This is a genomic window from Chitinophaga sp., from assembly GCF_036569185.1.
GTDB lineage: Bacteria > Bacteroidota > Bacteroidia > Chitinophagales > Chitinophagaceae > Chitinophaga.
This window is the reverse complement of record NZ_DATCRD010000157.1, coordinates 1-22,818: the sequence shown is the minus strand read 5'-3', so window position 1 is coordinate 22,818 and position 22,818 is coordinate 1. Positions and strand designations below refer to the sequence as shown.

Annotated in this window: 15 protein-coding genes; 9 read left to right on the top strand and 6 right to left on the bottom strand. The window is 47.3% G+C overall.

Going from position 1 to position 22,818, the window contains the following annotated elements; translation table 11 throughout:
- Positions 1–66: 66 nt before the first annotated feature.
- Positions 67–3,390, bottom strand: coding sequence for a preprotein translocase subunit SecA (gene secA, locus VIM72_RS11660; protein ID WP_332003012.1), 3,324 nt, complete (start codon positions 3,388–3,390; stop codon positions 67–69).
- Positions 3,391–3,961: 571 nt separating this feature from the next.
- Positions 3,962–4,138, bottom strand: a complete 177-nt coding sequence (locus tag VIM72_RS11655) for a hypothetical protein (protein WP_332003011.1) — start codon at positions 4,136–4,138, stop codon at positions 3,962–3,964.
- Positions 4,139–4,602: 464 nt separating this feature from the next.
- Here VIM72_RS11655 and VIM72_RS11650 point away from each other — a divergent pair, with 464 nt between their 5' ends.
- The 7 genes from VIM72_RS11650 (at position 4,603) to VIM72_RS11620 (ending at position 13,670) form a co-directional block, all read left to right on the top strand.
- Complete coding sequence (locus VIM72_RS11650; protein ID WP_332003010.1) at positions 4,603–5,880, top strand: MFS transporter; 1,278 nt, start codon at positions 4,603–4,605, stop codon at positions 5,878–5,880.
- A 23-nt stretch (positions 5,881–5,903) separates the two neighbouring features.
- Complete coding sequence (locus VIM72_RS11645; protein ID WP_332003009.1) at positions 5,904–7,067, top strand: Gfo/Idh/MocA family oxidoreductase; 1,164 nt, start codon at positions 5,904–5,906, stop codon at positions 7,065–7,067.
- 22 nt (positions 7,068–7,089) lie between these two features.
- Positions 7,090–8,145, top strand: coding sequence for a sugar phosphate isomerase/epimerase (locus VIM72_RS11640; RefSeq protein ID WP_332003008.1), 1,056 nt, complete (start codon positions 7,090–7,092; stop codon positions 8,143–8,145).
- 54 nt (positions 8,146–8,199) lie between these two features.
- Positions 8,200–8,613 (top strand): c-type cytochrome, encoded by a 414-nt coding sequence (locus tag VIM72_RS11635; protein ID WP_332003007.1) that lies wholly within the window; start codon positions 8,200–8,202, stop codon positions 8,611–8,613.
- 30 nt (positions 8,614–8,643) lie between these two features.
- Entirely contained in the window at positions 8,644–9,366 is a 723-nt protein-coding gene (locus VIM72_RS11630) for a DUF1080 domain-containing protein (protein ID WP_332003006.1), read from the top strand.
- A gap of 140 nt (positions 9,367–9,506) precedes the next feature.
- Positions 9,507–10,244 (top strand): ThuA domain-containing protein, encoded by a 738-nt coding sequence (locus tag VIM72_RS11625; RefSeq protein ID WP_332003005.1) that lies wholly within the window; start codon positions 9,507–9,509, stop codon positions 10,242–10,244.
- 15 nt (positions 10,245–10,259) lie between these two features.
- Positions 10,260–13,670 carry a ThuA domain-containing protein gene (locus tag VIM72_RS11620; RefSeq protein WP_332003004.1) on the top strand — a complete coding sequence of 1,137 codons (3,411 nt, stop codon included), beginning with the start codon at positions 10,260–10,262 and terminating at the stop codon, positions 13,668–13,670.
- A 72-nt stretch (positions 13,671–13,742) separates the two neighbouring features.
- Here VIM72_RS11620 and VIM72_RS11615 read toward each other — a convergent pair whose 3' ends face one another.
- The 4 genes from VIM72_RS11615 to VIM72_RS11600 all read right to left on the bottom strand — a co-directional run bounded on the left by VIM72_RS11615 (position 13,743) and on the right by VIM72_RS11600 (position 20,630).
- Positions 13,743–14,459: a GNAT family N-acetyltransferase gene (locus VIM72_RS11615; protein WP_332003003.1), complete on the bottom strand. Its 717-nt coding sequence runs from the start codon at positions 14,457–14,459 to the stop codon at positions 13,743–13,745.
- Between the two features lie 96 nt (positions 14,460–14,555).
- Positions 14,556–16,838 (bottom strand): GH92 family glycosyl hydrolase, encoded by a 2,283-nt coding sequence (locus VIM72_RS11610; protein WP_332003002.1) that lies wholly within the window; start codon positions 16,836–16,838, stop codon positions 14,556–14,558.
- 89 nt (positions 16,839–16,927) lie between these two features.
- Positions 16,928–19,222: a GH92 family glycosyl hydrolase gene (locus VIM72_RS11605; protein ID WP_332003001.1), complete on the bottom strand. Its 2,295-nt coding sequence runs from the start codon at positions 19,220–19,222 to the stop codon at positions 16,928–16,930.
- A 391-nt stretch (positions 19,223–19,613) separates the two neighbouring features.
- Entirely contained in the window at positions 19,614–20,630 is a 1,017-nt protein-coding gene (locus tag VIM72_RS11600) for a LacI family DNA-binding transcriptional regulator (RefSeq protein WP_332003000.1), read from the bottom strand.
- A gap of 275 nt (positions 20,631–20,905) precedes the next feature.
- Here VIM72_RS11600 and VIM72_RS11595 point away from each other — a divergent pair, with 275 nt between their 5' ends.
- Complete coding sequence (locus VIM72_RS11595; protein WP_332002999.1) at positions 20,906–21,979, top strand: fatty acid desaturase family protein; 1,074 nt, start codon at positions 20,906–20,908, stop codon at positions 21,977–21,979.
- Positions 21,980–22,195: 216 nt separating this feature from the next.
- Positions 22,196–22,818, top strand: a 623-nt coding sequence (locus VIM72_RS11590; protein ID WP_332002998.1) for a beta-ketoacyl synthase N-terminal-like domain-containing protein, incomplete at its 3' end; no start/stop codon positions are given.

Sequence of the window (22,818 nt, the reverse complement as noted above, 5' to 3'; positions counted from 1 at the left end):
CGAAATTAATGCAAAACGGATTACGTTGCCGTAATCCGTTCCTTATCATTTTCCTGGCAGATATGCTTACGCATTCTTACCGTGGCATTGTTTATACTTTTTACCACTACCACAGGGGCAAAGGTCGTTACGGCCTATTTGCGGTCCCTGGTGGCGGATGGGCTCTGCTTTTACCTCTTCAGCAGTTTGAAGCTCAGGTCCGTTGTTCTGGTGACTGCCGTTTTCTGCCAGTTCTTCGTGGGAGGCGCGCATGCGGCTCATATCCGTTTTCTGTTCCCTGCCTTCACGAATCTCCGGTGCCGCTTCCTGTTCCTGGTTGCTTACGGGGATACCACATTTGGTCAGGAAGGAAACGATATCACGGCTGGTTTCGCGGTCCATATCCTTAAACAGGTTGAATGCCTCGAACTTATAGATCAGCAACGGATCTTTCTGTTCGTATACTGCGCTCTGTACAGATTGTTTCAGATCGTCCATTGCACGCAGGTGCTCTTTCCAGGATTCATCGATCAAAGCCAGGGTAATGCTGCGTTCCAGGGCATTCATGGTTTCATGTCCCTTTGTTTCCACTACCTTCTGCAGGTTAGCCAATACATTAATACCTTTTTTACCATCGGTAAATGGTATAGAGATATTTTCGATCTGGTGCCCCTGTTCCTGGTAGATGCGTTCAATTACCGGCAATGTATTGCTGATCAGGTCATTTACCTTACGTGTATAATTATCTTTCCCTTCGTAATACAGCTTATTGGCCAGATTCGGAATATCTGTCTTCGCCAGTTCTTCACTGGTGATTTGTGTATCAATAGAGAAGTTCATGATAGCATCCATCTTGAAGGCTTCATAATCTCCGCTGGCTTTGTGGGTAGACACCATGTTTTCCGCCACATCATAGAAGGCATTGTCGATATCTATTGCCAGGCGCTCGCCAAACAGGGCGTGATTACGTTTTGCGTAGATCACTGTACGCTGTTTATTCATCACATCATCATACTCCAGCAAACGCTTACGGATACCGAAGTTATTCTCTTCTACTTTCTTCTGCGCCCTTTCAATGGAGCGGGTGATCATGCTGTGCTGGATCACTTCTCCTTCTTTATAACCCATACGGTCCATAAGGCCGGCAATACGTTCTGAGCCGAACATACGCATCAGGTCATCTTCCAGGGAAACGAAGAACTGGGAAGTTCCCGGATCTCCCTGGCGACCGGCACGACCACGCAGCTGGCGGTCGACACGGCGGCTTTCATGCCTTTCCGTACCGATAATGGCCAGACCACCGGCTTCTTTCACACCGGGCCCGAGCTTGATATCCGTACCACGACCCGCCATGTTGGTGGCAATGGTCACTGCTCCCGGCAAACCTGCTTCCGCCACAATCTGTGCTTCACGGGCATGCTGCTTCGCATTCAGTACATTATGCGGCACTTTTTCGAAGGTCAGCATTTTGCTCAGCAACTCAGATACTTCCACGGAGGTAGTACCTACCAGCACAGGGCGGCCTTTTGCCTGCAGCTGCTTTATCTCTTCAATAACTGCCTTGTATTTATCTCTTTTTGTTTTGTATACCAGGTCCTCTGCATCTTTACGGGCAATGGGCAGGTTGGTAGGAATGGTTACCACATCCAGCTTATAGATTTCCCAGAATTCACCTGCTTCGGTAGACGCTGTACCGGTCATACCAGCCAGCTTATGATACATACGGAAGAAGTTCTGCAGGGTGATGGTGGCAAATGTTTGGGTAGCAGCTTCCACTTTTACATTTTCCTTTGCTTCAATCGCCTGGTGCAAACCATCAGAGTAACGGCGTCCATCAAGGATACGGCCGGTTTGCTCATCCACGATCTTCACTTTACCATCCATTACCACGTACTCTACATCTTTATCAAATAAAGTATAGGCTTTCAGCAACTGCTGAACGGAATGGATACGGTCTGATTTAGCGGCAAAATCCTGCAACAGTGCATCTTTACGTTGCAGTTTTTCTTCAGGCGACAATGACAGCTTTTCAATTTCTGCCAGCTCAGATCCCACATCCGGGAGGATAAAGAAGTTAGCATCTTCACCGCCCTGGGTGATCAGGTGAATACCTTTATCTGTAAGATCTACACTATTTTGTTTTTCTTCAATAGAGAAGAACAGGCCTTCATCTACTTTAGGCATTTCACGTTGCTGATCTGCCAGGTAATAGTTTTCTGCTTTTTGCAATAACACCCTGTTACCAGGCTCGCTGAGGAACTTGATCAGCGCGCTGCTCTTTGGTAAACCTCTCCAGGCGCGCATCAGGGCCAGACCGCCGGTTTTCGGATCATCTTTACCTTCCGCAATCAGTTTCTTTGCTTCCTGCAGGTATTGATTGACGGCTTTCTTTTGCATTTCCACCAGGTATTCGATACGTGGTTTTAATGCGTGGAATTCCTGCTCTTCACCGCGGGGGATAGGGCCGGAAATGATCAGCGGGGTACGGGCATCATCCACCAGTACGCTATCCACCTCATCCACCATGGCGTAATGGTGTTTACGTTGTACCATTTCATCCGGGTTGTGCACCATGTTATCACGGAGGTAGTCAAACCCGAATTCATTATTGGTACCATAGGTAATATCGGCCAGGTAAGCGTTGCGGCGGTCCGGTGTATTGGGTTGGTGTTTGTCGATACAGTCTACTGTAATATCGAGGAATTCAAAAAGGGGCCCGTTCCATTCAGAGTCACGACGCGCCAGATAATCGTTCACGGTTACGATGTGCACACCTTGTCCTGCCAATGCGTTAAGATAAGCGGGAAGGGTAGATACCAGGGTTTTACCTTCACCCGTAGCCATTTCCGCAATTTTACCCTGGTGCAGTACGGTACCGCCAATCAGCTGTACATCATAATGCACCATATTCCAGGTAACAGTGCTGCCGGCTGCATTCCAGGTGTTTTTCCAGATAGCCTTATCACCTTCAATGGTCACATAATCCTTTCTCACAGCCAGCTGGCGGTCCAGGTTGGTGGCAGTGGCGGTCAGCGTAGCGTTATTGGTAAAGCGGCGGGCTGTCTCTTTTACTACCGCAAAAGCTTTTGGCAGCAATTCTTTCAACACTATTTCCAGTTGTTTGTCGCGCTCTTTTTTAAGAATATCTATTTCCTGGTAAATGGTATCTTTTGCGGTTACATCTTCTTCGCTATCTGCACTGGCTTGTTTTTCCGCTATTTCTTTATCAATAGAGGCAAGATGTTCAGCGATACGTGCCCGGAATTCCTGCGTTTTGTGGCGCAGATCATCAATAGGAAGGGATTGCAGTTTTTCGTACTCCTCGTTAATCTGCTGCACCACCGGAGAGATGGATTTAATATCCCTTTCTGATTTATTCCCTCCAAATAGCTTTGATAAAAAACCTAACATGTTAAATGTTTAATTACGAATTACGATTTCTATTTATTGTAACCTGATCCCATCCAGGCAGTGTATATCAGTTGATAAATTGCTGCGTCATCAGCCTGTGGCACAAAGGCTGCGGGCTTCGTCAGTTGGATAGACGGCATCCAGATTACTCAAATATTGTGCTTGTAAAGGTGAACTGTCAAGCTGTCAGTTTTACAGTCCGCCCCGGCAAGGCCCGTAAAAGTAGGAATAAATTTGGTGATTCAAGGCGGATTTTGAAGGGATTTTCCATTTTGACGCTATCAATTAACATATCCTTGATATTGGTAATGAAAGTTAGCAGCATAGCCGCTCCGGCGTGGTAAACCAGGGCTTCTTCTTTTATAAAATGTACTGGTCTTTTTCAAATGACTATAAATACCCTGCTTCAACGGTTTCCCGGAAATTTTACAGCAAACGGCATGGGAAAGATTTCCGGGAAAGGGATGCCATTTCCTTACAGGCACTGCCACTCTAAGGCAGGCATCCTGCCACTGCCGGCGATCCTGCTTACAGGCAGCGATCAAATTGTCAGTGCGGCTGCGATGCTGGTTCAGGTTCTTCCCTGCCAAAATACCAGTACAGGCCAGGCTTTATCGTCTTCATTGATTTTCCGGATCTTACTCCGCACTCTAACGGGATAGAATAAACGATGTTTTATGTCCAGTATATATTGCCCACCGGCGGCTTTTATGCCGCTTTCTATAGCGCCTGGCGCCAATACCGTCATGATCCTGGGATAATCCGCCGCCAGGATGATATTACTTATTTCTGTTGCAGGAAATGCCGGGATGGTTATATTCAGGTAACGGATCTGCGGATCGGAAGTCCTTTTTACGGTACACCGTATAGTTGTTTGTACATTAAAAAAGGGAAGCAGGCTTTCAGGAAAGACGACTGGTATTTTGATTTTGGAGAGATGGCCGGTAGAAATATTACCAGGTGACTATCGCCCACCTATGAACCTTACTCTTATTAGTAGGCCGGAAGCCCTGCGCAGGTAAACCGCTTATCATAAAATACAGCCATCCAAACCTGGTAATTATGGCCAGTTTACCCATATTACCGCCTGAAATGAAAATTTTCGAAAAAATTGCCTGTCGCCCATATAAAAAGATGGAAATATGAAAATACTTTTTATAAATTTAAAGGTTTAATAGTCGTTTTAACTTATTTACACAAATATCCACGTTTATGGCAAATGCAATTCAGCCACAGAAACTGTTCGTAGCAAGCTGTATGGCGCTACTGGTAACATCATTATCCTTTGGCATCCGTGCCGGAATCTTAAGCCGCCTGGGCGTTGAGTTCCACCTGGATACCAAACAATTGAGCATCATTGCCGGAACTGCGTTCTGGGGATTTCCGCTGGCAGTGGTTATAGGAGGGTTCATTGTAGATGCCATAGGCATGAAGAGATTGCTGCTTGCAGCATTTATCCTGCACCTGCTGGGCATTGTGCTCACGGTGTTTGCGGGCGGTTTCTGGTCCCTGTTCATCTCCACCCTGTTTATCGGTATGGCCAACGGTACCGTGGAAGCAGCGTGTAACCCATTGGTGGCCACCATTTTCCCCGACAACAAAACTACCAAGCTGAATCACTTTCACCTGTGGTTCCCCGGCGGTATCGTAGTGGGCACCCTGCTGGTATTCCTGCTTTCCAAAATGGGCCTCAGCTGGCAGCTGCAGGTAGCCACCATGATCATACCTACCCTTATCTATGGTTATCTTTTTATGAAACTCGACTTCCCCGTTACTGAAAGGGTGGCAGCCGGCGTTTCTTCTGCACAGATGTACAAATCCGTATTAAGCCCTCTCTTCATTGTGATGTTTATCCTTATGTTCGGAACTGCCATCACAGAGCTTTTCACCGGCCAGTGGATTGAAGTGCTGCTGAAAAATGTAACTGAAAACTCCATCCTCATACTGGCATTGACCGCCGGTGTACAGGTACTGGGAAGAGGCATTGCCGGCCCTGTGGTACATAAAATATCCCCTACCGGCGTTTTACTTATTTCTGCGATATTATCAGCTTTGGGCTTATATTTACTTTCCCATGTATCAGGTAACATGGTATTTGTGGCTGCCTTTATTTTTGGTATGGGCGTTACTTATTTCTGGCCAACCATGCTGGGCTTTGTATCAGAAAACATTCCCCAGTCGGGCGCACTCGGCATGAACCTGATGGGCGGCGCCGGTATGTTTGCCGTATCTGTATACATGTATTTTATGGGTGGTTTCTACGATAGTATTATCGTAAAACAACTGCCTGCCGGCGCATCGCTGGATGCTTACCGCTCAGCAGCCCCCGGTTCTGCCGAGGCTGCCGCTTTCAGCCAGGCCACTGCTGTAGCCGGGCCGGAAATCATTAATGCCACCCTCGTAATACCCGTTATCCTGATCGTAGCATTTGCAGGACTTTTCTTTTACATGCGCAGCCGTAAAAAAGTAGCACAGGTTCAAATAGTATAAATTATAAAACGATAATTGTAAATATGACACGGAAACTTAGAATGGGAATGATAGGAGGCGGGAAAGACGCCTTCATTGGCGCAATTCACCGTATTGCAGCCAATATGGACGGATTGATTGAGCTGGTAGCGGGTGCGCTCAGCATCAATAACGACGTCGCGGTAGAATCAGGTAAAATGCTGTTCCTGGACCCGGAGCGTACTTATCTCGATTTCAAAACCATGCTGGAAAATGAAGCGAAAATGCCTGCAGAGAAAAGGCTGGACTTCGTGACCATCGTTACACCGAACTTCGCCCACTTCGAACCAGCCATGATGGCATTGGACCTGGGTTTCAACGTTGTTATCGAGAAACCGATCACCTTCTCCCTCGATGAAGCCAAACAACTAAAGGCAAAAGTAGAAGCCACCGGCTTAACATTGCTGCTTACACATACTTACACCGGCTACCCCATGGTAAAACAAGCCAGGCAAATGGTGAAAGACGGTGCATTTGGTAAAATCCGTAAAGTATGGGTGGAATACCCGCAGGGATGGCTCAGCAAACTGAGCGAAAGAGAAGGCAATGCACAGGCAGCCTGGAGAACAGATCCTAAAAAATCAGGCAAAAGCGGCTGTATGGGCGACATCGGTACCCACGCAGCTAACCTGGCAGAATATATCAGCGGCGCCAAAATTGAAAAATTATGCGCTGATCTGAACATCCTGGTGCCGGGTCGTGCACTGGACGACGACGGCGCGGTACTGCTCCGCTTTGATAATGGCGCTGCCGGCGTTTTAATGGCATCGCAGGTGGCGGCAGGAGAAGAAAACGCACTGAAGATCCGTGTTTACGGGGAAAAAGGCGGACTGGAATGGGCACAGCATGAGCCTAATACCCTGCTGGTAAAATGGCTGGATAAACCCACTGAAATTTATCGCGCAGGCGGTGGATACACCTTCCAGTCGTCTTACATGACACATAATACCCGCACACCAGGCGGCCATCCTGAAGGATACCTGGAAGCATTCGGTAACCTGTACCGCAACTTCGCACAAACCTTATCCGCTAAAATTGATGGGGTACAACCTTCTCCGGAATCACTGGATTTCCCGGGCACAGAGGAAGGCGTACGTGGTATGGCGTTCATCGATAACGTAGTACGCTCTTCACAAAGCGATGCTAAATGGACTAACTTCGAGATATAGTATTCATCACCAGATTGAGCATATGAAAACGATTAAAGGACCTGGTATTTTTCTGGCGCAGTTCATGGGAGATGAAGCGCCTTTCAATAATCTGACATCCATTTGTGAGTGGGCTGCCTCCATTGGCTTCAAAGGAGTACAGATCCCCACCTGGGAAACACGCCTGATTGACCTGCAAAAGGCCGCTGAAAGCAAAACCTATGCAGATGAGATCAAAGGCATTGTAAATGCAGCCGGGCTGGAAATCACCGAACTGAGCACACACCTGCAGGGGCAGCTGGTAGCAGTAAATCCTGCTTTCTCCGAGATGTTCGACGGCTTTGCCCCCGCACAATATCACAATAATATCCAGGCACGCACCGAGTGGGCGGTAAACCAGCTGAAATATGCTGCGAAAGCCAGCCGCAACCTGGGCCTCAATGCCCACGCTACTTTCAGCGGCGCATTGTTATGGGCGCCAGCCATGTATCCATGGCCCCAGCGTCCGGCCGGACTGGTGGAAACCGGTTTTGCCGAACTGGCAAAACGCTGGCTGCCGATCCTCAATGAATTTGATGCCAACGGTGTAGACGTTTGCTATGAAATTCACCCCGGGGAAGACCTGCACGATGGTATCACCTTTGAACGTTTCCTGGAGGCCACCGGCAATCATACCCGGGCCAACCTTCTTTACGATCCGAGCCACCTGCTGCTCCAATGCCTCGATTACCTGGAATATATCGATATTTACCACGAAAGGATCAAAGCCTTTCACGTAAAAGATGCCGAATTCAACGCCACCGGGCGTTCAGGCGTTTATGGCGGGTACCAGGCATGGATCGACCGCCCCGGCCGCTTCCGCTCCCTCGGAGATGGCCAGGTAGATTTTAAATCCATCTTCAGCAAAATGGCCCAATACGATTTTGCCGGCTGGGCCGTTATGGAGTGGGAATGTTGCATCAAACATCCGGAAGATGGTGCCAGGGAAGGCGCCCCTTTCATCAAGGATCATATTATCCGTGTTACTGAAAAGGCATTTGATGACTTTGCAGGAGGCGGTACAGATGAAGCCTTTAACAAAAGAATATTAGGCCTGTAAGCCAACTAATCCACCGATCGTAGTAAACAATAACCAAATAAAAAAAATCAACAAATGAGAAAGAGATTTCTGGCGCCGCTCGTATTAAGCGTATTATTCTTTGCAGCTTGCGGAGGTGGTGAGAAAAAAGCTGAAAATGCTGACAGCGTTAGCACTCATGAAACTCCTGCTGCAGATAATTCGATGGTATCGCCCAGTGCCAGCAAACCAGTGAGCAAAGGTGAAACCCTGATGGCTCAAAGCGATTGCAAAACATGTCATAAAGAAGAAATGAAAGTGGTAGGACCTGCCCTGAAAGACATTGCAGGCAAATATCCTAACACACCGGAAAACGTGGACAAACTGGCTGATAAAGTAATCAAAGGCGGTTCCGGTAACTGGGGCGAAGTAGCGATGTTACCTCATCCACAGATTTCAAAAGATGATGCCAAAGAAATGGTAAGCTACATCTTATCTATCGGCAAATAATTGATTCCATCATTAACTCAATCATCCGGAATGAAAAAATTAATCATGGGCGCGCTGGTGATAGCTGCCGTTCTCGGCACTACTGCAGTAAAAGCCCAGAAATTAAATACCCTGTCGGCCAAAGAAAAAAAACAGGGATGGGTACTGTTGTTCGACGGTACTTCTACCAAAGGCTGGCATACTTACCTGAAGTCGACCGCAAGCCCCGCATGGAGCGTGACCGACGGGGCTATCGGGCTGAACCAGGAAGCTAAAAAGAATGGAGCGCCAGGCGGTGATCTCGTTACAGACGCAGAATATGAAAACTATGAACTGAGCTACGAATGGAAAATTTCCCCGGGTGGCAACAGTGGTCTTATTTTCAGCGTTCACGAAGATCCGTCTTTAAGCCAGACTTACCTCTCCGGTCCTGAAATGCAGGTAATTGACGATGCGGGCCATCCCGACGGCAAAAACCCCAAACACAATGCGGGTGAATTGTACGATCTCATCAAATGCGCTACCAGGCCGGCGAAACCCGTTGGGGAATGGAACTCCGCCAAATTAACAAAGAAAGATGGTCACCTGACCCTCTGGCTCAATGGCGTGAAAACTGCAGAAACAACTATGGGCACTCCTGAATGGGATGCGCTGGTAGCAAAAAGCAAATTCCACGACTGGAAGGAGTTTGGCAAATATCCAAAAGGCCACATTGCCCTGCAGGACCATGGCGATGATGTTTGGTATCGTAATATCAAAATAAGAGTTCTTTAAATAAGGGAAAAGCAGAAGGCAAAAAGCAGAAAGCCATTGTAGCGCAGCTGAACGGATATTTATATCTCCGCTACAATAACTTTCTGCTTTTTGCTTTTTGCGTTTCGCTCTTTTTCATTTCAATTCCCACGTAAAATAACATGAAAGCATTAACCGCGTTTATTGCACTCTTGCTCCTTGCCGGCACTATTTCAGTGCAGGCAAAGCACAAACACAAGGCCAAAAGGGTACTTGTGTTCTCAAAAACAAAAGGCTTCCGCCACGATTGCATCCCTGCTGCCAAAATAGCGATCATGCAACTCGGAAAAGAAAATGGCTTTGAAGTAGATACTACGGAAGATGCCAGCGCCTTTACCCCCTCCAACCTGAAAAAATATGCAGCCGTAATTTTCAGCTGCACCACCGGCGATGTGCTCGACAGCGCCCAACAGGTAGCCTTTCAGAACTATATCCACAAAGGAGGTGCGTGGATGGGTATCCATGCGGCTACGGATACAGAGTACGACTGGCCCTGGTACAACAAACTGGCCGGCGCCTGGTTCCTGAGCCATCCAGCCCAGCAAACGGCCACCCTTAAAGTAGTGGATCATAATCATCCTGCTACAAAAGATTTACCGGATGAGTGGATCCGTAAAGACGAATGGTACAACTTCAAAAATCTTAATCCCGATGTGCACGTGCTCATTAAAATTGATGAAACCAGCTACACCGGCGGTAAAAACGGCGATAACCATCCTATGTGCTGGTATCACAATTTTGAAGGAGGCCGCGCCTTTTATACAGAAATGGGACATGTGAAAGAAGCATACCAGGATCCTGTATACCTGAAACACTTACTGGGTGGCATTGAATACGCCATCGGCAACTGGAAACCCTAAAACTAACCTGTTATAATGAAACGTACACTCAGAATATTTTTGCTGCTGGCACTGGTGGTAGTGGCCCTGGCAGCCTGTAAAAAATCCCGGCCGGGCAAACCGAAAGTGCTGGTATTTACAAAAACCAGCGGTTTCCGCCACAGCTCCATCCCTGTTGGTATTAAAGCCATTCAGAAACTTGGGCAGGAAAACGGGTTTGATGTAGATACTACTGAAAACGCCGCTAAATTCAATGAAGATACGCTGGCGCAATACGCTGCTGTCATCTTCCTTAATACCACCGGTGATGTGCTCGACAATTACCAGGAAGCCGATTTTGAAAGATATATCCAGGCAGGTGGTGGTTATGTGGGCGTACATGCCGCTGCTGATACAGAATACGAATGGGGCTGGTATAACCACCTCGCGGGTGCATGGTTCCAGAACCATCCTCCCGGCGTTCACAAAGCTATAGTTGATGTAATAGAAAAATCTTTTCCCGCTACGGAAGGTCTTCCCGAAAAATGGGAACATACCGATGAGTGGTACAATTATAAAAATGTGGATACCACCACTACCGTACTGCTGAAACTGGACGAAAAGTCGTACCAGGGCGGTACAATGGGCGGCAATCACCCCATCAGCTGGTATCATGATTATGACGGCGGCCGCGCTTTCTATACCGGTCTTGGTCATACAGATGAATCTTATACAGATAGCCTCTTCCTGAAACACCTTGCCGGTGGTATTAAATATGCCATCGGGAAAAACCAGGTGCTCGATTACAGCGTGGCCAAAACCCTGCGCGTACCGGAGGAAGACCGCTTCACGAAAAATGTGCTCGTATCCGGTGAGTTCTTTGAACCAACGGAAATGGCTATACTCCCTAACCTGGATATCCTGGTGGCGCAGCGCCGGGGGGAACTGATGCTGTATAATGCAGCAGAAAAAAGGCTTTCACAGGTAGGCTTCCTGAAAGTATATCATCATACCGATGTTCCACATGTGAATGCAGAAGAAGGATTCCTCGGCCTGGCTGCAGATCCTGACTATAAAAACAATCACTACATCTACGCGATGTACTCTCCTGCAGATACCTCCGTAAACCGTTTGTCGCGTTTCAAATTTGAAAACAACAAACTGGATATGGCTTCCGAAAAAGTAATCCTGCAATTCTATTCCCAACGTGATATATGCTGTCATACCGGCGGCTCTATTGCCTTTGGTCCGGGCGGGTTACTGTACTTATCTACAGGTGATAATACCACTCCGTTTGATGAACCGGGGCAGAAATATGTGAGCAAAGGATACGGCCCAACTGACGACCGTCCCGGCCACCTGCAGTATGATGACCGTCGCGGTTCCGCCAACACCAACGATCTGCGTGGAAAAATCATCCGCATCAAAGTAGAGGCGGATGGCTCTTACACCATTCCTGACGGCAACCTGTTCCCTAAAGGCACAAAAGGCACCCGCCCGGAAATTTATGCCATGGGTACACGTAATCCTTACCGCATGTCGGTGGATCAGAAAACAGGTTATGTATACTGGGGAGAAGTAGGCCCCGATGCCAACAACGATGATTCGTTGCGGGGGCCCAGGGGATACGATGAAATAAACCAGGCAAAAAAACCGGGCTTCTTCGGTTACCCGCTGTTTATTGCCGACAACAAACCATACCGCCAGTACAATTATGAAACAGGTGAAAGCGGCGCTTTTTATGATCCGCTGAAACCAATCAATGATTCCCGCAACAACACAGGTCTGAGAGAACTGCCACCAGCTACACCGGCTTTCATCTGGTACCCATACGCCAAATCAGACGAATTCCCGATTGTAGGCAGTGGCGGCCGTAATGCGGAAGCTGGCCCCGTTTATCACAGCGAGTTTTATCCGAAAGAAACCCGTTTCCCGGATTACTATAATGACAAGCTGTTTATCTACGACTGGATCCGCGGATGGGTGATGGCCGTAACAATGGATAAGAACGGCAACTTCTCCAAAATGGAAAAGTTTATGCCCAACACTAAGCTGAATGCCCCTATCGATATGGAAATGGGCCCCGATGGCCGTTTGTATATCCTTGAATATGGCAACGGATGGTTTAGCAAAAATGCAGACGCCGGTCTTTCACGCATTGATTTCAACGGCGGCAACCGCGCGCCTGTAGCCAATATACAGGCTACGCGCACTACCGGTGGCTTGCCATTCAAAGTAACATTATCTGCGGAAGGATCTAAAGATCCTGATGGCGACAAAGTCACTTATCTCTGGAATTTTGGCAATGGCAGTAAGAAAGAAACTACTGAACCTAAGGTAGAATTTACCTACAGCACTGCCGGTGAATACGCGGTATTTGTAGAAGTGGCAGATGATAAAGGCGCTAAAACAAAGAGTAAATCCATAGAGTTATACGCTGGCAACGAAACCCCTGAAGTGAAAATCAATATCACCGGTAACCAGATGTTCTACTTCCCTGGCAAACCTGTGCAGTACGCGGTTAACATCTCTGATAAGGAAGATGGTAACTCTGCAGATGGTAAACTGGATGTCAACAATATCTTTGTAAAGGCAGATTATATCCAGGGACGTGATAAGGCGGCGCAACCACAAGGTCACCAGATCATTACCGGCGCTATTGCCGGTAAAAATATCATGGAGGTATCCGATTGTAAAACCTGTCACAAACCGGATGAAAAATCTATCGGGCCTTCATTCAGGCAAATAACAGAAAAGTATAAGAACGATCCCGCCGCACCTGAAATGCTGGCTAAAAAGATCATCAACGGCGGCGGCGGCGTATGGGGCGAAACCGCTATGTCGGCACACCCGGGCATTTCTGTTGGCGAAGCCAAACAACTGGTGGAATACATCTATTCCATCGGCGGCGGTGCTCCCAAGGTACCTTCCCTGCCTGTTAGCGGCAGTGTTAATCCAACATTAGGTGGCGAGCCAAAAGACAACGGCGTGCTGTACCTGCTGGCCAGCTACACCGATAAGGGAGGCCCCGGCATTAAGCCTATCACCGGCACCGCATCCGTAGAACTGGTGAGCCCTAAACTGGCAGCTGCAGATTTCAGCAAAGCAGACGGCGTTGCTGTATTTGCGGCAGGTGGCATAAAGTTCCTTATCCCTTCCAATACAGAAGGATGGGCTGCTTACAATAAGCTGGATCTGACCGGTGTAAGCGGCATAGAGCTCGCATACATGGTACAGGAAACACCGCAATCCGGTTTTACGGTAGAAGCATTCCTCGATGATGCCAATGGCGCCCGTTTGGGTGAAGTAACCATTGGTCCGGGCGCCCAACCTAAAATACCCAATAAGGTAAACTTCAGTTTTACACCGGTAACAGATGGCAAAAAACACAACCTGTATTTCCGTTATAAAGCACTTGATGCTGCGCAAAAAGTACAGTTGGGTATAGTGTCATTTACCCTGCATTGATAATAACTGATTTTTATAAAAAGCGGGAGGGGCGATATTTGATATCGCCCCTCCCGCTTTTTATAAATGCACTTACTTATGCACTGCGTAATTCCTGATGATAAACTGCTCTTCAAAACCCATTTCAAGATAAATGCCTTTCCCCATCCGGGATGCCTGCAAAGTAGCGTAGACGGCATTAAGCGCAATAGCTTCATTTAGTACATATGCCATAATTTCATTGGCAAATCCCTTTCTCCTGGCTTCCGGGATTACACCTACGCCATGTATGCCGGCAACACCATCGAGAAGATGCAATATAGCGGTGCCCACCGGCTGCCCATCCAGCAATGCAAGGTAATAACGCATACCACTATACGTAGCCTCCAGGATTTTCTGATCAATGCTGTAACCAAATGCCTGTGGGTAAATACCCGCCCACAATGCAGCATCCGCCGGGGTAGTCACTTTACGGAACAGCAACCTGTTTTCCCGGTGAAACGGCTGTTCCAGTTTCAACGACATGCCCGATTGCTCAGACGCTTTTACGCCTCCGTGCGCTATGATCACTTCTTCCCCGGAAGTATTCCAGTAGGGTATTACCATCCTGCCGGAAGGAATAGTGCCTAAAGCTGCAGTTATTATTTCTTCCGTAATATCACTGTTAAACCATAATTTATTAGGCCACTCCATACCGGGAACACCGCACCAGCCAAAAGCCTGGTTTTCTGTACAGGCATTGAAAGGCGCGCCTGCAGTGCGCCATACAGAAATAAGGTTATCTTTATTTGCTTTAATAATATCGTTCATCTTATTACTTATTACCGGCAATATAGGCATATACCTTTACAAAAAAGGCTGCTTCCATTAATGGAAACAGCCAGTTGTCTGATCTGGGCACTCTTGTTATTTTTTCGGTTTGGCGCTCATATAAAAAGTGATAGTGCCGCCATTCATGATATCTGCATGCGTAATATACAAGCGGTTCAACGGCGTTCCGTTCAGCAATACCTTTTGCACATACACATTTTTATCGCTTTGATTTTTTACATCCACAACAAAGGTTTTGCCGTTTTCCAGTTGCAGGGTAGCCTTGTCAATAGCGGGGCTTCCCAATGAATACTGGTCGGAGCCGGGGCATACCGGGTAAAAGCCAAGCGTAGTGAAAATATACCATGCGCTCATTTGCCCGCAATCGTCGTTACCGCCAAGGCCATCAGGACCGGGATGATACATCTTTTTCAGGATCATCCGTACCCGCTCCTGTGTTTTCCACGGATAGCCGGTCCAGTTATACAGGTAGGCTACATGATGCGAAGGCTCGTTGCCATGTACGTAGTTACCGATGATCCCATCGCGGGTGATATCTTCCGTTTCAGCAAAAAATTTATCGGGAAGCTCCATGGTAAACAGGGAGTCGAGGTGAGTGGTAAATTGTTTTTTACCGCCCATCATGGCAATCATTTCATCCGGGTAGTGAGGCACATATAAACTGTAGTTCCAGGCATTTCCCTCAATAAAGCCCTGGTCGTGTGTTTGCAGTGCATCAAAATTTGCTTTGAATGTACCGTCATTCAGCCTGGGACGCATGAACCCTGTATTGGAATCGTATACGTTTTTGTAGTTCAGTGAACGTTTAATAAACTCTTCATAAATATCTGTCCGGCCCAGTTTCTTCGCTACCTGTGCTATGCACCAGTCGTCGTATGCATATTCCAATGTTTTTGAAACGGAGGAGCCGTTTTTATCTTCCGGGATATAGCCCCTGTCGATGTAATACTCCAGCCCGTCGTAGGTGCGGTGGCGCGCCGTGGTTACACATGCATCCAGTGCTTTATTCACATCAAAAGGCGCATTGCCTTTCATAATAGCATCCGCAATGACCGATACGCTGTGGTAACCGATCATACACCAGTTCTCATTAGCGTAATGCGACCAGATGGGCAGCATATGCTGGGCGCTTTGTTCATAATGGTTCAGCATCGACTGGATCATATCCGCATTTCTTTTCGGCTGGATCACATTAAACAAAGGATGCAATGCACGGTAAGTGTCCCAAAGGGAGAAGGTAGTATAATTCGTATATCCGTTGGCGGTATGAATGTTCATATCCAGGCCGCGGTAGGCGCCATCCACATCCATATAGGTGGTTGGATTGATGAAGGCGTGGTACATGGCAGTGTAGAAATTCTCTTTTTCCTCCCGGCTTTTCGATTCGATATGAATTTTATTCAGCTCCTTCGTCCACAAGGCTTGTCCGTCGCGCTTCACCTGGTCAAAGTCCCATCCCGGGATCTCTGCGCGCAGGTTTTTCAGCGCTCCTTCCGTGCTCACCGGAGATAATGCAAATTTTATTTTGATCTTTTCGCCGGGTGCTGTTTTAAAATCGAAATAAGCGCGGATCTGTTTTCCTGCCATTTCGGGAAAATTCTTCGACTGGTCAAACTTTCTCCAGAAGCCTTTGTACACATCCTTAGCATAGTTCTGATGCCCGTATTGTATAAAGGGTTTGGAAAAGGTCATCGCAAAATATTCTATTCTCGTACGTGCCCAACCGTTAGTTTGACGAAACCCGGTGATCAGGGTGTCATTTTCCACCCGTATAAAGGTCCATACGTTTTTGTTTTCATAATTGTAGATGCCTGACATCATATCCAGGATGATATGCGCCTGGCCTGTACCGGGAAAGGTATACTGATGAAACCCCACACGGTTGCTGGCTGTAAGCTCTGCGATGATATTATCATCTTCCAGTTTCACTTTGTAATAAGCTGGCTCCGCCACCTCTGTACTGTGTGAAAATGCGGATCGGTAACCGTTTTCGGGATGATCTGCCGTACCGGGATTCAGCTGCAGGGCTCCTACGGTGGGCATGATCAGGAAATCGCCCAGGTCGGAGTGGCCGGTGCCGCTGAAGTGGGTATGACTGAAGCCCACAATGGTTTTATCTTCATACTGGTAGCCGGCGCAATATTTATAAACATCAGGATTATATTTCCCGTTCATCTCATAGGGAATAGTATCCGTTTCCGGGCTTAGCTGCACCATACCAAAAGGCACAGTAGCACCGGGATAGGTGTGCCCCATCCGTTGTGTGCCCGTAATAGGCTTTACATATTGTACCACATTTTCCTGTGCAGATACGCACAGGTATGGAAAGAAAAGTAAAGGTAAAAGTAGTTTTCTCATGCAGGTAGATTTAAGCGAAAATTGAGTACATCCCGAAGAGTCGGGATGAAATATTTCAGTGAACAATGAAAATCGTTTATACGTTTACGTTACTTATCCGCTGTTGCTGAAAAAGAATATGGAAAAGCAGCAGGGTCTGTTCCTCTTGATTTCTCAGGAGTGGCGCCCATTCTGAATTCCAGGGTACCGCCTTTCTGCAGGTCCTGGTGGCTGATCCAGTTCTTTGTATACGGTTGTCCGTTTAACGATGCTTTTTGTACATACAGGTTGGTATCGCTGTTGCCTGGCGCGTTGATCACCATTTTCTTACCATCTTCGAAAGTCATGGTGAGTTTGGAAAAGAGCGGCGTACCTAATACATATTGTTGGGTGCCCGGGCATACAGGATAGAAACCCATTGCGGAGAACACGTACCAGGCGCTGGTTTGGCCATTGTCTTCATCACCGCAATAACCATCAGGAGTGGCTTTATACAGGCGGCTCATCACCTGGCGGATCCAGTATTGTGTTTTCCAGGGCTGGCCTGCGTAGTTATATAAGTAGATCATGTGTTGAATGGGTTGGTTGCCATGTGCATACTGTCCCATGTTCATGATCTGCATTTCGCGTATTTCGTGGATAACGGTGCCATAGTAGCTTTCGTCAAATACCGGTGGCATATTGAAAACGGAATCCAGCATTTTAGCAAACATTTCGCGGCCGCCCATCAGTTTGGCCAGGCCTTGTACGTCGTGGAACACAGACCAGGTATAGTGCCAGCTGTTCCCTTCTGTAAAGGCATCGCCCCATTTGAACGGGTTAAACGGCGTCTGGAACTTGCCATCTTTGTTCTTTCCGCGCATCAGTTTTGTTTCCGGATCAAAGAGGTTGCGGTAGTTCTGGGAACGTTTTTCAAAAAGATCGATTTCTTTTTTCGGGCGGTTCAGCGCTTTTGCCAACTGGTAAATGGTGAAGTCGTCGTAAGCATATTCCAGGGTACGTGCAGCATTTTCGTTTACTTCCACATCGTAAGGCACGTAGCCAAGTGAGTTATAGTATTTAACCCCCAGGCGGCCTACAGAGCTAAGCGGGCCTTCGTTTTCCGTGTTCTTCAGTATGGCCTTATACAGGTTATTGATATCATACCCGCGGATACCTTTCAGGTAGGCATCAGCAATCAGTGAAGCTGAGTTGGAGCCCACCATACAGTCGCGGTGACCGGGGCTTGCCCACTCCGGCAACCAGCCGCTTTCATTGTATGCGTTGGACAATCCTTCCATGATATGCGAACTGAGTGTAGGGTACATCAGGGTGAAGAAAGGATGTACCGCGCGGAAGGTATCCCAGAACCCGTTATCGGTGAACATATAGCCGGGTAATACCTGGCCATTGAACGGGCTGTAGTGAACTATTTCGTTCTTTGCATTGATTTCATAGAACTTGCGCGGGAAGAGCATAGTGCGGTACAGGGAAGAGTAGAAGGTGCTTACCTGTTCGCTGGAACCGCCTTCTATGGCCAGTCTGCCGAGCTCTTTATTCCAGATGTCTTTTGCTTTCTTACAGGTAGCATCAAAGTTATCCTGCCCGATTTCGCGTTGCAGGTTTAATTCTGCCTGTTCAAAGCTGATAAAAGAGGAGGCAGTTTGTATACCTACTTTCTCACCTTTCTTTGTTTTAAAGCCTACTACGGCGCCGGTATGATCTGCCTGCAGTTCCAGCTGGCCTTTCACCAGTACGGAATCGTGCCAGATATCGGCCACGGTGAACGGCTTGTCAAATTTGATGATGAAATAGTTTTTGAAGTTGGAAGGTACGCCACCACTGTTTTTGGTAGTATAACCAATGATCTTCTTTTCGTCCGGTAATATTTTAATATAGGAACCTTTATCGAAGGCATCTACCACGATGAAGGCGCTGTCGGTGGCGGGGAAGGTGAAGCGCAGTTGTGCGGCTCTTTCCGTGGGCGTAATTTCCGTGGTCACATCCGGATCAGCGAGGTATACGCTGTAATAATATGGTTTTGCCACTTCTGATTTATGGGAGAACCAGCTGGCGCGTTTGTTCTGGTCGAACTTTACGGTACCGGTAACGGGCATGATGGCAAACTGGCCATAGTCGTTGATCCAGGGCGACGGTTGGTGCGTTTGTTTGAATCCCCTGATCTTATCAGCGGTGTATTGATAGGCCCAGCCATTTCCCATGGTATTGGTTTGCGGCATCCAGAAGTTCATGCCCCATGGCAGGGCAATGGCAGGATAGGTGTTCCCGTTTGATAAGCTCACTTTAGAATCAGTGCCCATCAGGGTATTTACCCATTCTACCGGTTCAGCAACTTTATTTACCGTTTGGCTGTATGCGCCATGCAGGCAGAATAAAGCGGCTGCTAACAGTCCAACTTTTTTCATGATTAGATATTATATACAACAAAAATGATCCTTTTAGCCAATATCACACTCGCCGTGTGAAGATACCGTGAAATTTTAACAAAATCGATTTAGCACAGGTACAGAAAAAAAAGATTCAGCGAATCCTTTTTCCGTTAAGCTCCAAAAGCTGGTTTTAAAAATAAAACTATTTTTCCAGCAAATACAAGTATTTAACGGTTTTTTTATAAGTGGCCCCGGTATTCAACCGGCCATTTTGCCGCCGGCGGATAATGTGGCTCAGATTTCTGCTTTCCAGCAGCCGGGCCGGTCGATAAAGGCGCGGAACATATCCCGGAAGTAGTAGACGCCATTAAAACCCTGGAAGTGATCCGCATTACCTACAAGAGCTTTGGCATCCGGCGCAGGGCTATCAGGCCGATCCCCGCAGGATAAATTTCCCGGGGAGCTCCACTGCCGTTTTTTTCATTGGGCCGCTGTTTTTGTCCAGCTGGTGCATCAGCAGGTCTATAGCGGTTTTGGCAATTCCTTCTATGGGCTGTTCTATCACCGAAATACCCGGCGGGTATAAACGGAAGATATCATGATCGTCAAAACAGAGTACCGCGATGTCGTCGGGCATCTTCAACCCCATCCGGGCTATGACTTCCAATCCGAGGATACCCAGGTAGTTCGTAGAGAAAAAGATGGCGTCCAGTTCGGGATTGGCTTCTATAAAGGCCTGCAGCTCATTCAGGGAGTCTTCCCGCTGCCGGTGATACTGCAATTGCAGGATATGTTTCTTTTTTACAGGTATCTTATGTTCTTTCAAAGCAGTGGTATATCCCCGCAGGCGCTCTTCTATCTGTATCAGCTTTACGTCTACCATTACAAACCCGATCTTGGTAAGACCTTTCCCTATCAGGTGCTTCATCCCCTGCTGTACGCCGTCAAAGTTATTGATGAGCACATAAGGGGTTTTGATAGAAGGGAAATAGCTGTCCATCAGCACTACCGGCTTATGCTGCTGTACCAGTTGCTGGATTTCCTTCTCCATCCCCGGCGCCGGGGTGATCAGGTAGCCATCCACCATTTGCCGGCCAAGCATGCGGATGAGCTCCCCGCCTTTCTGGGCGTTGTTTTCAGTACTGCAATACACTACGTTATAACCTCTGCGCTCTGCTTCGGTTTCTATGGTTTTAGCAAGACTGGCAAAAAAACTTCCGGAAATGCTTTCCACGATCAGTCCCAGGGTTTTGGATTGCCCGGTACGGAGGTTCACGGCCATACGGTGGGGCTCATATCCCGACTTTTCAGCCACCTGCATAATCCGGGAGGCTACTTCATCGCGGATACGCATTTGTTTCCCTTTTCCGTTCAAAACGAACGATACCGTGGAAGGGGCCACTCCGGCCAATTTAGCAACATCCTTAAGGGTTAATCGCTTCATGTATAGTGATTGGTTTTGGCATATATGAAAATGAATTCCCCCGAACATTCCCACACATCCAAACAGTTATTACATATTACAGGGCTATGTTACTCTCTGACAGATACACATTAGAACGGAAATTACAAAAATACCTGTAATAACTGCCAGAGAAGAAAAAAATGGTTATCTTTCGGTCATCCCTGTACGGTATAATATATTTTTCAGGGGAGCGTTATAGTAATTCCGGCTCCTGGCCAACATTATTACAACTGTAGTAAAAATACACTGAGCTTATGAAGCATCTTTCTCCACTTACTGACCCGGTTTACGTAAAGCCTGAACATGAAACTGCACTTGACCGTCTTTTTAAAAGCTGGATCAGGGATGAGCGAGACCTTCCCTTTGTATACCTGACCTTAAAAATCACCTTTACCCTGTGGCCGCTGGCTATCCTCATGTATATCCCGGGAATAAACAACTGGGTATGGTGGGGCGCTGCTATAGCTTACCAGTTCCTGAACAATGTCACCTTTAAGGGTCCCTTTGGCCTGATGCTGCACTGTACCAGTCACCGGGTATTCTTTGAAAAGAAATACCAGTTCTGGAACAATTACCTGCCGTGGGCAATCGGCCCTTTATTCGGACAAACTCCGGAATCATACTATTCCCATCATATCGGTATGCATCACCCGGAAAACAATATGCCGGACGACGATAGCTGTACCATGATATACCAGCGCGATTCCTTCCGTGGATTCCTCTTATACCTGTTCCACTTCGTTACTTTCGGGGTATATGACACCGCCCGCTATCATCTCCGGAAAAAAAGAAATAAACTGATGGTAAAACTGTTGAGGGGCGAGGCATTTTTCATTGGCGCCTGCATTGGTTTATCGTTCATTAATTTTCCTGCCACCTTCGTGGTTTTCATATTGCCCTTTATCATTTCCCGCATTATTATGATGGTGGGCAACTGGGCGCAACATGCTTTCATTGATGCGGAAGAACCGGATAACTGTTATAAGAACAGTATTACCTGCATCAATACAAAATACAACCACAAATGCTGGAACGATGGCTATCATATCAGTCACCACATAAAACCCAGCATGCACTGGACAGAGCATCCTGTGTACTTCACCAAAACCCTGGGGGAATATATCAGCAACGATGCCATTGTATTTGACGGCATCCACTTCCTGCATGTATGGGCCTACCTGATGGGTAAACGCTACGACCTGCTGGCAAAACACTTTGTAAATATCGGCGACCGCTACCAGACAGACGCTGAAATCATTGACTTCCTGAAGCAGCGTACCCGTAAAATCAGCACCCTGCCGGTGCCTGAAGTGGTGGCTGCAGCCTGATAATATAGTAACGTTTACGTCTTACATTTCCCTGTTTTTTCAAATAAAAAAGAGGGGGAAGTCAGACCCTGCTTCTTCATACGCGCAAATGCGCTCCCACAGGCGATTTCATCGTAAATCCCAAAAAGTTATATTATATTATCTTAATGAATATGCTTATTCATAACAATAAGTAACTAAATTTGCGCTCTAACTTTTTTTATTAAAGTAAAAAATATGCGTACTGTTACACTGAAAAGGGTTGTGGTTACCGGATTGGGAGCATTAACACCTATCGGGAATGATGTAAATACTTTTTGGAACAATATGAAGGCAGGCGTTAGTGGCGCCGGCCCCATCACTAAATTTGACACCACGGAGTTTAAAACAAAATTCGCCTGTGAAGTCAAAGGATTTGATGTAGAGAAATATATGGAGAAGAAGGAAGCCCGCAAAATGGATTGCTTCACACAGTACGCTATGGCGGCTGCACAGGAAGCAGTACAGGATGCCGGTCTTGATAATGCCTCCATCGATAAAACAAAGATCGGTGTGATCTGGGCATCCGGCAACGGTGGTATGCTTACCTTCGAAGAACAGATCGTAGAATTTACGCAGCAAAACTTTGTGCCTAAATTCAACCCTTTCTTTATTCCGAAATTAATCTGCGATATTGCCGCAGGCCAGATAGCTATGAAATATGGCTTCATGGGAATCAATTTCTGTACAGTGTCTGCATGCGCTTCTTCTACCAGCGCTCTCGTAGATGCTTTCAATTACATCCGCCTGGGTAAGGCCAATGCTATTGTGGCAGGCGGCTCTGAAGCTCCTGTAACCCGCGCCGGTATTGCGGGGTTCAA